Source organism: Paenarthrobacter sp. NPDC089307 (assembly GCF_040685055.1).
Classification (GTDB): Bacteria; Actinomycetota; Actinomycetes; order Actinomycetales; family Micrococcaceae; genus Arthrobacter.
Window position 1 is genome coordinate 122,862 of the sequence record NZ_JBFBHE010000001.1, and the last position, 13,002, is coordinate 135,863.

General features: G+C 64.6%; 10 protein-coding genes. 6 read left to right on the forward strand and 4 right to left on the reverse strand.

Annotated elements, in window-relative coordinates:
• The first annotated feature begins 14 nt into the window (after positions 1-14).
• Entirely contained in the window at positions 15-551 is a 537-nt protein-coding gene (locus AB0N72_RS00565) for a Chromate resistance protein ChrB (RefSeq protein ID WP_363931348.1), read from the forward strand.
• A 6-nt stretch (positions 552-557) separates the two neighbouring features.
• Here the strand turns inward: AB0N72_RS00565 and AB0N72_RS00570 are convergent, their stop codons facing one another.
• Together AB0N72_RS00570 and AB0N72_RS00575 are read right to left on the reverse strand one after the other, a co-directional pair.
• Positions 558-1,544, reverse strand: a complete 987-nt coding sequence (locus AB0N72_RS00570; protein ID WP_363931349.1) for a M56 family metallopeptidase — start codon at positions 1,542-1,544, stop codon at positions 558-560.
• Between the two features lie 5 nt (positions 1,545-1,549).
• On the reverse strand, positions 1,550-1,936 hold the full coding sequence (locus tag AB0N72_RS00575) for a BlaI/MecI/CopY family transcriptional regulator (RefSeq protein ID WP_011774471.1): 387 nt from the start codon (positions 1,934-1,936) through the stop codon (positions 1,550-1,552).
• Between the two features lie 280 nt (positions 1,937-2,216).
• On the opposite strand from AB0N72_RS00575, the gene AB0N72_RS00580 reads away from it, so the two are divergent.
• The 4 genes from AB0N72_RS00580 to AB0N72_RS00595 are packed head-to-tail and all read left to right on the forward strand — an operon-like array spanning position 2,217 to position 9,375.
• The gene (locus AB0N72_RS00580; RefSeq protein WP_363931350.1) at positions 2,217-3,824 is read left to right on the forward strand and encodes a cytochrome ubiquinol oxidase subunit I; all 1,608 of its coding nucleotides are present in this window, start codon (positions 2,217-2,219) and stop codon (positions 3,822-3,824) included.
• A gap of 18 nt (positions 3,825-3,842) precedes the next feature.
• Complete coding sequence (cydB, locus tag AB0N72_RS00585; RefSeq protein ID WP_363931351.1) at positions 3,843-4,928, forward strand: cytochrome d ubiquinol oxidase subunit II; 1,086 nt, start codon at positions 3,843-3,845, stop codon at positions 4,926-4,928.
• Between the two features lie 7 nt (positions 4,929-4,935).
• Entirely contained in the window at positions 4,936-8,352 is a 3,417-nt protein-coding gene (cydD, locus tag AB0N72_RS00590; protein WP_363931352.1) for a thiol reductant ABC exporter subunit CydD, read from the forward strand.
• Positions 8,353-8,361: 9 nt separating this feature from the next.
• Entirely contained in the window at positions 8,362-9,375 is a 1,014-nt protein-coding gene (locus AB0N72_RS00595; RefSeq protein ID WP_363931353.1) for a GNAT family N-acetyltransferase, read from the forward strand.
• Here AB0N72_RS00595 and AB0N72_RS00600 read toward each other — a convergent pair whose 3' ends face one another.
• Positions 9,376-9,894 (reverse strand): DinB family protein, encoded by a 519-nt coding sequence (locus AB0N72_RS00600; RefSeq protein ID WP_363931354.1) that lies wholly within the window; start codon positions 9,892-9,894, stop codon positions 9,376-9,378.
• 128 nt (positions 9,895-10,022) lie between these two features.
• Here AB0N72_RS00600 and AB0N72_RS00605 point away from each other — a divergent pair, with 128 nt between their 5' ends.
• Positions 10,023-10,406 (forward strand): VOC family protein, encoded by a 384-nt coding sequence (locus AB0N72_RS00605; RefSeq protein WP_363931355.1) that lies wholly within the window; start codon positions 10,023-10,025, stop codon positions 10,404-10,406.
• Positions 10,407-10,487: 81 nt separating this feature from the next.
• Here AB0N72_RS00605 and AB0N72_RS00610 read toward each other — a convergent pair whose 3' ends face one another.
• Positions 10,488-12,998 (reverse strand): DNA topoisomerase IV subunit A, encoded by a 2,511-nt coding sequence (locus AB0N72_RS00610; RefSeq protein ID WP_363931356.1) that lies wholly within the window; start codon positions 12,996-12,998, stop codon positions 10,488-10,490.
• Positions 12,999-13,002 lie beyond the last annotated feature (4 nt).

A 13,002-nucleotide genomic window follows, 5' to 3' on the forward strand; every position in this document is an offset into this window, starting at 1 on the left:
CTACATTCTCTAGTGTGATTGATGAACGTTGGTTGCTGATCCTGGTCCAGGTCCCTTCGCAACCGTCAAGGCACCGCGTGGCTGTCTGGCGGGAGTTGCGGCGGATCGGTGCTGTGCCGTTGACGCCAGGTACGTGGCTGCTTCCCGCGCATCCGGCGTTCGATGAGGGATTGGTCCGCGCCGGAGAACTCGTGGCCAAGGGAGGCGGAAGCTGGACTGTGGTGGATGCCTCGCCTCGCTACCAGGGTGAAGAGACTTTCAGGGCGGCCTACGAGGCGGCCCGGCAGGAGGAGTGGGCGGAGTTCATGGCAGATTGCCTGAAGTTCGAGGCTGAGATTGCCAAGGAGATCGCCCAGGAAAAGTTCACTTTTGCCGAACTCGAGGAAGAAGAGCAGAGCCTGGAGCGGCTCAGGCGCTGGTTCCGCGAGCTGAAATCACGCGACGTGCTCCACCTTCGGCAGGCAGGGGAGTCGGCGGACCACCTGGCCCGATGCGCAGCAGCCCTGGAGGGCTTCGCGTCCCGGGTCTACGAGGCCACCTTGCATGAATAGCGCGGCTTAGCCCAGCAGCCCAGGCACGATCAACAGGGCCGTGGGAACGGCCAGCAGCAGAGCCGAGGCAGCAAGGACCAGCACCCTCAGGCCCGTGGTGAGTGGTGGCTGCGGTGAGAGCAGGCGGCTGACGCGTGACGCCGTCGTCCGCGGTGAATCGGCACCGCCGGTGGCGCTGACTCCGTTGCCTTCGACGACGGCGCCGCTACCCTTCAGGGCTGCGGCGCTGACGGCCGGTTGCGAACTTCCGCTGGAGACGATCGCAATGGCTTTGATGAGCGTCCCTTTGCTCTCTGTACGGAGGGCGACGTCGTCGGCCAGCATCTCGATCAGCGAGTTGACCGCGGTTTGGGCCAGGCGGGTCGTCGGAAACCAGGGCAGGGCTTGTCGCCAGGCAGCGAAAGCCCAGAGCAGGAGATCGTGGCGCTGCGAAAGATGTGCATTTTCGTGGATGAGCACGGCGCGGAGCTCAGCCGGATCGAGGGCAGCCATAAGTCCGTCGGAGAGGACGGTGACCGAACGGGCGCCGCCGGGCAGGCAGTAGGCGACCGGAGACTCATGGTTGATCACCACAGTCCCGGGACCGTCGTCAGACGGCGACGCCAGCAGGGCCAGCAGTTCCCGGTGCCTTCGACGCTGGCGTTCGATCTTGTAGTACGTCAGCAGCAGTGTAAAGACCAGATGTGCCGTGAGCAGGGCGGCGGCAGAGAGCGCAAAGAGGTGCCAAAACCCCAGTGCGGTGGTCGGTTCGTTGTTGAACACCATTCCGGCCAGGCTTCTGAGCCCGGCAAGGAGGTTCTCGCCGATGGGTTCCAGGCCATAGACCAGCATGGCCCCAATCATGGATAGTCCACCGGCGAGGGCTATGGCCTGCCACAGCACCATGGCCGTGAAGGGGGAGCGTGCCGGCCATTGCGCCCGCGACAGCAGGATGGGAACCGGCCACGCCAGAATCAATGCCAGGACCGCAAGCAGGTATGAGGTCCAGAACATAGTGGCTAATTGTAGCCGAGCAGTTTGCGCAGGGTAGCGGCTTCACTTTCGGTGACGGAGCCAATGAAGCGGGCAAGAACGGCCTCGCGGTCCGGAGCCGAACCCAGGACCTCGTGCATCAACTCGGCAGTGTGGTCCGCGCGGCTGGAAACTGCCTGGTAGCGGTGCGGGCGGGTTCCGCGTTCGCGCTCCACCAGGCCCTTCTTCTCCAAGCGCGAGAGCACTGTCAGGACAGTGGTAACTGCCAGGTCTTTGCCTTGATGGCCCGCGGTGCCGTCGCCGGCCTCCGAATCCTGCGCCAGGAGGTCACGCAGTGTATTGGCAGTTGCAGCTTCCTGGCCTGCCCAGAGCAGATCCATGACTGCCCGTTCCAGTTCCCCAAGACTTGCCATCGTTACTTCCCTACCTTCCGCTTCCGGCTGCAGGGTGACTGCCAGCCGGAGCGATGATCCAACATTCCACGACAAATCTACCGCTTTTCCGGTCTTGATTCTACGTGAGGTAGAACAATCGGCGCGTCGCGCTCTGCGTAGGCCCCTTGCGCGTGGCCGATGCCACTTGAAGAATGGGTTTCGTTGCCCGGCATTTGTTCTACACTGTGTAGAAGAGAAGTTTTCTACGCTACGTAGAAGTAACGTCATCGTACTTCGGTCCACCGCACAAAGGACAGCCATGGACGCCTTGGAAATCGCACGCTGGCAATTCGGTATCACTACCGTCTACCACTTCATGATGGTGCCCCTCACCATCGGCCTCGGTTTGGTCGTGGCCATCATCCAGACCATGTGGTACCGCACGGGCAAGCCCGAATACCTGCGGATGACCAAGTTCTGGGGAAAGCTCTTCCTGATCAACTTCATCATGGGCGTCGCCACGGGCATCGTCCAGGAGTTCCAGTTCGGCATGGCGTGGAGCGAGTACAGCCGCTTCGTCGGCGACGTGTTCGGCGCACCCCTTGCCCTCGAGGCGCTCTTGGCGTTCTTCGTGGAGTCCACGTTCCTGGGGTTGTGGATCTTTGGCTGGAAGCAACTGAAGAAGGGCGTGCACCTGGCCTGCCTGTGGATCGCGGTGATCGGCTCAGTCTTCTCTGCCTACTTCATCATTGTGGCCAACTCATGGATGCAGCACCCCGTGGGCGTCGAAATGGTTGACGGACGTCCCGTCATGACCGACGCGTGGGCGGTCTTCACCAACAACACGGCGCTGGTTGCGGTGCCTCACACGCTGTTCGGTGCACTGGCCGTAGCCGGCGCCTTCCTCCTGGGCATCGCTTGGTACCACCTGTGGCGTCGCCGGCATGACGGCATCGACACTGTGGGCAACGATGGCCGGATCGTTCCGGGCGAGGTGCGGGACATCCCCGGACGTGACAAGGCGGACTACACGGTTTGGATGAAGTCCTTGAGGATCGGCGCCGTCGTGGCCATGATCTCCTTCGCTGGAACGGCCATCACAGGCGACCTCCAAGGCAAGCTCATGTTCGAACAGCAACCCATGAAAATGGCTGCCGCCGAAGCAGCCTGCCACGACGGCACCGGCTTCTCCGTCCTCAGCGTGGGCAACCTCGGTGCTTCGAACTGTGACGACATCGTGGCCGTCATCGAGGTGCCCGGCATCCTTTCCTTCCTGGCCAAGGGTGACTTCACCACCGAGGTCAAGGGCGTTAACAGTCTGCTGGGGGAGTACAAGGAAAAGTACGGCACGCACCTTCCGGACAACCCGCTGTACGGCGAGCGCGCCGGCCAGGAGATCCAGTACGTTCCGGTCATGGAAGTGACCTACTGGGGCTTCCGGATGATGATCGGATTCGGCGGCATCGCAGCCCTCGCCGCGCTGCTGGCCCTCTGGGTAACCCGTAAAGGTGTTGTTCCGGAATCAAAGTGGCTCATGCGTCTTGCAGTTTTCGGAATCCTGGCGCCCTTCGGCGCCAACGCCGCGGGCTGGATCTTCACCGAGATGGGACGCCAGCCGTTCGTGGTGGCGCCCAACCCGGACATGAATGGCATTGACCAGGTGTTCATGTTCACCGCGGCAGCAGTATCGCCCGGAGTCAGCGCAGGCGAGATCATGACTTCGCTGGTAGTGCTCACCACCATCTACGCAGTGCTGCTGGTCGTCGAAGTGAAGCTTCTGGTCAAGTACGTCCGAGGCGGCGTGGCCTCGGCAATGCCGGAACTGGCACACGTTGCAGACCAGGACGACAAACACGGGGATCGTCATGACAAAGACAACGACACTGGGGACAAGTCCGGCGACGACGTCCTGGCGTTCGCCTACTAGGAGCAGGGGAAACTGACAATGGAACTGTTGCCAACCATCTGGTTCATAGCCATCGCCGTCCTGTGGACCGGCTACCTCTTCCTTGAAGGCTTCGACCTCGGCGTCGGAATGCTCATGAAGGTCTTCGCGCGCAACAACACGGACCGGCGCGTCCTGCTCAATACCATCGGCCCGGTCTGGGACGGCAACGAAGTGTGGTTGCTGACCGCTGCAGGAGCCACGTTCGCAGCCTTCCCACTCTGGTACGCCTCCCTGTTCTCGGCGTTGTACTTGCCACTGCTGGCGGTCCTGGCTGCCTTGATCTTCCGGGCTGTTGCCTTTGAATACCGGGGCAAGGTGGATTCCGTGCGCTGGCGCAACCGCTGGGACTGGGCGATCGCGATCGGGTCCTTTGTTGCTGCCTTCGGCATCGGTGCGGCGCTGGCGCTCACCACCACCGGATTGCCCTTGAATGCCAACGGAGACCGCCAAGGCGGTCCGATGTCCTGGTTCAGTGGCTATGCGCTCCTGGGTGGCTTCGGTGTGGTGGCCTTCGCCTTGGTGCACGCGCTTGCATTCCTTGCATTGAAGACCGACGGCGATGTGCGGCACCGGGCCCGCGCATGGTTTGTCCGTTTGGTGCCGGTAGCCGTCCTTCCCATGTTCGGCTGGATGGTGGCAGTCCAATTACTCAGCGGCAAACCATGGACATGGGCCTTGGTAGCCGCCGCCGTGGTGGCAGTGGTCCTCGCCTGGACACTTGCCCGCGCGGGGTCCGAAGGGCGGGCGTTCGGGGCTTTGGGCGCCTTCATCCTCTGCGCCACGGCTTCAATCTTCGGAGCGGCGTTCCCGGTAGTCATTCCCTCCACCCTTGACCCGGCCTTCAACCTGACCATCTCCAATGCCTCGTCCTCGGACTACACGCTGGGCCTGATGAGCGTTGTCGCTGCCGTGGGCCTGCCGTTGGTGATCGCCTACCAGTCCTGGACGTACTGGGTCTTCCGGCGGCGTGTCAGTGCAGCGCACATTCCCGAAGCACACGGGTTCCTGCCGGCCATCGCGGCAAAGGTACTGGTTCCCAAGGACGGTGCCCCGTCCACCAAGCCCGCGCAGCCGGGAAGCTAGCCGCTCCATGAAACCGGTGTTTCCTTCCGGACAGGCCACGCGCTCGGCGCTCTACGCCATAGGGCTGATGTCCGCACTCAAGGCCCTGTCCCTGGTCCTCATGGCGCAGGCCGTTGCGGGAATGCTCGCAGGTCTCGCAACGGGCTCGGCAGACTGGAACAGTGGACTGCTCTGGGGTGCCGTGGGAGCGGTGCTGAGGTCCCTGGCGGTCTGGGGCCAAGGCATTGCCGCGCGGCACGCTGCACTGGGCGTGAAGGAGGAACTGCGGGCGCAGCTGATGAAGCGTTCCCTGGACGACGCCGGCCCGGTGCCGGTTGAGGGAATGAACGACGGCGGCCTGGCGATCCTGGCCACGCGTGGACTGGATGCGCTGGACGACTATTACACGCAGTACCTGCCCGCGTTGGTCAATTGCGCCACTGTGCCGCTCCTGATCGGAGCACGGATCCTCTTCGCCGACTGGGTCAGTGCGGTAGTGATCGTGCTGACGGTGCCGTTGGTGCCGTTGTTCATGGTGCTGATCGGCCGGCACACCGAAGACAGTGTCAGGGACGCGCAAACCACCCTGAGGAAACTCTCCGGCCACATCCTTGAACTTGCCAAGGGGCTGCCCGTCCTGGTGGGACTTGGCCGCGCCAGCGAGCAGCGGGCCGCCCTGGAGGAGATCTCCGAGCAATACCGGAACCGGACCATGGGCACCCTCCGCACCGCGTTCTTGTCAGCCCTGGCCCTGGAGCTCATTGCCACCATCTCCGTTGCCGTGGTAGCCGTCTTCATCGGAGTGCGGTTGGTGGCAGGGGACATGGCCCTGGAAGCCGGCCTCCTTGCCCTGATCCTGGCCCCCGACTGCTACCTGCCGCTGCGGGAACTCGGTACCGCCCACCACGCCAGCGACGACGGCAGGGCAGCCTTGGAAACCACCAACGAGGTACTCGCCCCCGTCCAGCACAAACTGCCCGAAGGCACGCGGGACGATGACGGGGACGTGGTGGTGGCCGGGTTGTCGGTGACGTACAGCGGAAGGTCCGCTGCCGCCGTCGGGCCCCTCAGCTTTACCGCCCCGCGGGGGAGCATTACAGCCCTCGACGGCCACAGCGGCACGGGCAAAAGCACAGTCCTGGGGGTCATCGCCGGACTCATTGGACAAGGACCGGGGGCCACCGTCACCGGCAGCATCACTGGGGCCGGGCCCGGTACCGTCGCCTGGGTACCGCAGCACCCGGTCATGGCATCGGAAAGCGTCCGGCAAGAGATCGAGCTCTACCTCAACGGACACCGCCTTGATGTGGACCAAGCCGTAGAGCGTGTCCTGCGCAATGCTTCGGCAAGCCACCTGGCTGCCAAGCACCCGGCGGAACTGAGCCCGGGAGAGCTGCGGAGGGTCGCCGTTGCCCGCGGCCTGGCGCGTGTGGAGGCGGGAGCCACGCTCCTGCTGCTCGATGAGCCCACCGCACATCTGGACGACGCCTCGGCCGATGCCGTGCGTAAGGCCATCGAGACACTTCGCGGCTCGACCACCGTCATTCTGGTGGCCCACGACGCCGGGACCCGTGCGCTCGCAGACCATCTTGTCCGCATCGGGCCAGACGAAGCATCTGATACACACGAAGCAGCTGATACAACAGGCAAGGCAGCAGGCGCGGACACAGTGCGCGCTTCCGGACCGACAACGGGCAGGATACCGGCTGCGGACGGCGCCAGCCGGACCGCTGGGAAGGAGCGCCTCCCCAGCGGCAGCCTTCGGCGCCTGGCAACAATCCTGAAACCTGTCCGCTGGAAGTTCCCCGCTGCCATCATCGTGGCCGTATTGGCGGCGCTGTTCGCGGTCGCGTTGTCCGGCCTGTCGGGATGGCTCATTATCAGGGCCAGCCAGCAGCCACCTATCCTCTACCTCCTGGGCGCAATCGTGGGGGTCAGGTTCTTTGGCATCGGACGGGCCGTGCTCCGGTACTGCGAACGGCTCCTCACCCATGACGCCGTATTTGCCGCCATGACCCGCCTTCGCGGGGCCCTCTGGGCGACGCTGAGCCGGCGGGCACTGTCCCTCCGACGACTCCTCCAGGGCGGCAATGTGCTGGGATCGATAGTGGACGACGTCGACACCCTGCGTGACCTCCTGCCACGGGTGGCCCTGCCGCCGGCAACTGCCGTGGCCGTGGGGGCAGCGGCCATCCTTGCCACGGGCATCGTGTTGCCCGCCGCGGTGCCTGCCGTTCTGTTCGCCTCCGTGCTGGGACTGATGGTGGCCCCGCTGCTGGCTCTCCTGGCCGACCGCAACGCTGTGAAAGCAGGCCAGCATCTGCGCTCAGCCGTGTTGCGGGATGTGGCCGCAGTACTGGACGCCCGTGCCGAGCTCAACGCCAACAACCTCAGCGAACCCGTGATCGCTTCGCTGGGGGCCAAGGACCGGGCAGCCACCGTCTCGGCCAAGCGCTCGGCATGGGCTGAAGGCCTGGGCCAGGCGGTCATCGTCCTGGGCTGCTCGCTGGCCGCGCTCTGGGCCGGCGCCCTCAGCGCCCCCTCCGTGCTGGACGGCTCGGCCGCCCCCGAACTCGTGGCCGTCATAGTCCTCATGCAGCTCGCCTTGGTGGAACCTTTTGCCGGCATCGTCTCCGCCGTACGCCAGGCGCCGGCGCTCGCCGACGTCCTCGGGAAAGTGGCAGCCTCCGGTGCCCTGGACGAGGCGGACGGTTCGGACCGCAAGGAAAACCACGACGCCGGGCCGTCGCCTTTGCCTGAACGGCCCGGAAAACAAGGGCTGGAGCTGATAGGTGCGGCAGCAGCCTGGCCGGGTGGGCACAACGTCATCTCAGGCGTGAACGCCGTGGCGGAGCCGGGCCGCTGGCTCGCTGTCACTGGACCTTCCGGTGCCGGAAAGTCCACGCTCCTCTCCGTGCTCCTGGGTTTCCTGCCGCTCACGGAGGGAACGGCCAAACTGACGGGTACAGCGGCGTGGTGCCCGCAGGAAGCGCACCTCTTCGACTCCACGGTGCGGGGAAACCTCCTACTGAGCCGTCCGGCCGGCCAGAAGCCCGGCGAGGACGAGATGTACAAGGCGCTGGCCGCCGTCGGGCTTGATGACGTGGTACTTGGGCTGCCCGGTGGCCTTGATGGTCGCATTGGTCCCGGCGGTTCCTTCTTGAGCGGTGGCGAGCGGCAGCGGCTTGCGATGGCCAGGACCCTGCTGACGGGCGCCTCCGTCCTGTTGCTGGATGAGCCAACGGCCCACCTGGACGCCGGGTCGGCGCGGGAAATGATGGCTGTCCTGCGCAAGGGCCTGAAGGACGTCACGGTGGTTCTGGTGACCCACAATCCGGAGGACATCGACCCTGCCGATGCGCGGCTTGAACTGTCCGCCAGCGGGACTCCGGTGGACTCGCGGCGGGGCGCGGCGGAGCTGGTGGCACGGCCTACTGCTCAGTAACCTGATGGCATGACTTTCGAAGCCGCAAGCCACGCCATGCCCGACCCCCTGACCACCGGACTCCAATGGCGGCCGGCCACCATGGCGGACCTGGATGCCTGGTCCGGATTGATCGCCCGGACGGCCGCCGTCGAACATCCTGTCTGGTACGAGAAGCGCGGCGACCTCGTCCACATTCTGGAGTCCACCAAGAATCCGCCACAGACCCACACTCTGATGGGTTTTGACCCCGTAGGGGTGGCGCGTGCCTACGGACGCATCGCCAAAAACCCCGGCGGCGACAAAGCCACGGGCAAGGCATGCGTCGATCCGCAGTGGCAACAACGAGGGATCGGCTCCGCGATTCTTCTGTGGCAGGAAGAGCAAACCCGCCGACGCTTCGAAGCTGACGCGGCCGCAGGCCATCCGGCAAACCCGCCCCGGCTGCGGATCCAGACCGAGGAGCAGCACGAGCACCAGGTGAAACTCCTGATGGGCCACGGCTACGGTGCCGTGCGCTGGTTCAACGAAATGCACAGGCCTTTGGCGGGCCAACTCCCTGATGCTCCCTTGCCCGCGGGACTTGAGCTCAGGACACTGGACGCCTCGCTCTTTCAACCCGTGCGCCTGGCCCACAACGATGCCTTCCGGGACCATTGGGGGAGCGAACCCCGCGACGAGGAGTCCTGGCGCTTCACCCTGGAAGAACCAACGGGGCGGCACGATCTCAGCGCAGTGGTGATCGATGGCGCCACGGGCGGAGTCGCCGGTTATCAACTGACCAGCCACGATCCCCAGTCTGCGGCCGAGCGCGGCTTCAAGGAAGGCTACACCGAGCTCCTGGGCGTTCGGCGTGCCTACCGCGGCAGGGGAATCGCCCAGGCCCTGCTCGCTGACGCGATGCGCCGGTACGCCTTCGCCGGGATGGACGTGGCGTCGCTGGACGTGGATTCAGCCAACCCCACAGGAGCGCTGCAACTCTACCTGGGCATGGGATATACCCCGGTAAACCGAAGCATGACGTGGGAGAAGATGCTCCCTTAACTATCCGTCCACATCGTGGAGGTGATGGACGACGTCATGGAGGAAGTACTGGGAAAACGTCAGCACGGTAAAGGAGGAACCGTTGCTGCGGGTTCCCTTGCGCTGCCAGTCATCCTCCACAACGCGGGCAAAGGACTCCGCGATGACGGTACCCTCCGTCTCCAATTCGTCCGCCACGGCACGGGGATCTGCGGATTCGTACTCGCCGTCGATCGCGGCCTGGTCCTGGTCCCAGTTGGCGAACCGGGCATCGTCCTGCGTGAGCATCAGGGTCAGGCGCTGCTCGAAGAGGCTGAAGACGTCCCGGACATGGCACGCATATTCCAGCGGAGACCAGGTGTGGTCGTTCGGGCGTACTGTTGCCCCTTCCCGCCGCAGGACTGCCCGCCACCGGGGGAGCATGTTCAGGACGGTGCCCGGCACAGTTGCGGGAGTCACCGTGGCGGGGTCGAAACCACATTCAGGGCACGGCTCGGAAAGGACCCAGGTCCAGTCTTTTTCATCAGGGATGATCGGCATGCCGCCAGTCTAAACTCATCGCGTCCCGTGCCAGCGCAGGGCCCTGAAATATGCGGCATTTTGCGATTACTTCCCGTACCAGCCAAGAGTAAAGTTCGTTCCGGGGGGAGAGCCGGAAAGAGAAAACAATGCTCAAGGATCAGCAGGTTGGTGCCGTTCTGCCGGCACAGGACATAGCCCGGGCCCGCGCGTATTACAGCGAAAAGCTCGGACTCGAACCCGAAAATCCGGACGACGACGACAACCTCCAATACAGGTGCGGCGATGGGACCGGATTCTTCGTGTATCAGACGCCGAACGCGGGGACGGCGAAGAACACCCAGATGGGCTGGACAGTCAGTGATGTCAGGGCCACGGTGGAGGAGCTGCGCGGCAAGGGAGTCACGTTTGAGGACTATGACTTCCCAGGCCTGAAAACCGAAGACGGCGTGGCTACGATGCCCGACGGCAGCGCTGCGGCGTGGTTCCTCGACAGCGAGGGAAACATTCTGAGCATCAACCAGAACGGCTAGCCCGGGCAGCGGCGTGGTGGCCGTTGCAGGGCAAAGGCCGGAGGTCTGGGAGCTCCGGCCTTTGCTGTGCCTCCACTACGCCTACTCTGCGGCGTCCGCCCAGGTCATGCTCGGTCCAATGGCTTCAACAGGCTGCGACAACGGAACGCCGGAACCATCCCGCCGTCCATGCTCGTGGGGCAGCGCCCTTGCAACCCCGGCCGCTGAGGCGGCCTTGGCAGGCCCATGCCCGGCCCATGCCAGCAGGAGGGTGTCTTCGCCCTTGAGGAACCGGTGGACCCGCACGCCACCCGTTGCGCGGCCCTTGGCCGGATACTCCTCGAAAGCGGTCACCTTTGCTGTTCCGGGGGCCGTGCCCGGCAGCGCGCCGTTGGTCCCGGCAATGGTTACGACGACGGCGGCAGGGTCACTGGCGCGCACGGCACCGAAGTGGATCACCTCGTCGCCGGCAGCAAGCTTGATACCCGCCATGCCGCCTGCTGTCCGTCCCTGCGGACGGACGTTGGAGGCACTGAACCGAAGCAGCTGGGCTTGCCTGGTCACGAAGACGAGATCGACGTCGTCCTCCTGCGCCGGCTCCACGGCAAGAACCGAGTCCTTGTCCTTGAGGGCGATGATTTCCCAGTCCTCGCGGTTGAGCGGGTAGTCCGGCTGTACCCGCTTCACGACGCCCTGTTGGGTACCGATGGCCAGAACCTGGTCCAGGGGTACGAACGCCACCAGGGACTCGCCCTTGAGCAGGGTGATGAAGTCCTTGGCAGGGACGCCGCCAGCAAGGTTGGGGAGCCCCGAGACTGGCGGCAGGACCGGCATGTCCATGACCTGCAGGCGCAGCATCCTTCCCTGCGAAGTGACGGCGCCAATTTCCCCGCGGGCCGTGGTTTTGACCACGGACCGGAAAACATCGTGCTTGGTGCGTGGACCGGCCTCGGACAAAGGCTCCTGGTTGGACGTCCTGGCGATCTGCCCCGATGTGCTCAGCAAAGCCCAGCAGGGGTCGTCCGGAATTTCCAGGGGCAGCGCGGCGGCTTTCCCCTTGGGCCCGGGTGCCGCCAAGGCGGCGGCGACGGTGGGTGAGACGGCCTCGGATTCCAGCAGAACCGTGCGCCGGGGCGTGCCGTACTTCTCCGCGATGAGGCCGAGTTCGCCCGAGACAAGATCGCGGAGCAGTTCGTCGGAAGCCAGGATGGCTTCCAGTGCCTCGATTTCGCGGCGAAGTTCGTCCTGTTCCTTCTCCAGTTCAAGGCGGGAGTACTTGGTCAGCTGCCGCAGCCGCAGTTCCAGGATGTAATTGGCCTGGATTTCGGTGAGGTCGTAGATGGACATCAGCCGCTCACGCGCAGCTGAGGCCTCATCGGAGGAACGGATGATCTGGATGACCTCGTCGATGTCCACGATCGCGATCAGCAGGCCCTCCACCAGGTGGAGACGGTCCTTCTTCTTGCCCAGGCGGAACGATGTCCGCCTGCGCACCACGTTGAGGCGGTGATCCACGTAGACCCGAAGCAGCTCCAGGAGGCCCAGGGTTTGAGGTTGGCCGTCCACCAGCGTGACGTTGTTGATCCCGAAGGAGTCTTCCATGGGCGAGTACCGGTACAGCTGCTGCAGCACGGCGTTCGGGTTGAAACCGTTCTTGAGCTCGATGACCAGGCGCAGGCCGTGGTTGCGGTCGGTGAGGTCCACGACGTCGCTGATGCCGGTCAGCTTCTTGGCGTTGACGGCATCCTTGATCTTCTCGATGACCTTTTCGGGGCCCACCATGTAGGGGAGTTCGGTGACCACCAGGCCCGTGCGGCGGGCAGATAACTGTTCCACCTCCACCTTGGCGCGCGTCTTGAAGGAGCCGCGGCCCGTGGCATAGGCGTCCCGGATTCCATCAAGTCCCACGATGCGGCCACCGGTGGGAAGGTCCGGCCCCGGAATGAACCGCATGATCTCATCCAGGGTGGCATCCGGGTTGGCGATCAGGTGGCGGGCGGCGGCGATGACTTCCACCAGGTTGTGCGGGGCCATGTTCGTTGCCATGCCCACAGCGATGCCGGTAGTTCCGTTGACCAGCAGGTTGGGGAACGCGGCCGGAAGGACGTCCGGCTGGGTCAGCTGGTTGTCGTAGTTGGGGACGAAATCCACCACGTCTTCGTCGAGGTGGTCGGTCATGGTCAGCGCAGCGGCCGCCAGGCGGGCCTCGGTGTAGCGGGGAGCTGCCGGGCCGTCGTCGAGCGAGCCGAAGTTGCCGTGACCGTCGATCAGTGGCAGGCGGAGCGAGAAGTCCTGGGCCATGCGGACCATGGCGTCATAGATGGCGGCGTCACCGTGCGGGTGGAGCTTGCCCATCACCTCGCCCACAACGCGGGCGCTCTTGACGTGCCCGCGGTCGGGGCGCAGGCCCATGTCCGACATCATGTAAAGAATGCGCCGTTGGACAGGCTTCAACCCATCGCGCGCGTCCGGGAGGGCACGTGAATAGATCACCGAATAGGCGTACTCCAGGAAGGAGCCTTCCATCTCGGACGTGACGTCGATATCAACGATGTTCTCGGTGAAATCGCCGAGCGGCTCTGCTTTGCGTGCGGAAGTTTGGCTGCGGGCCATGGGG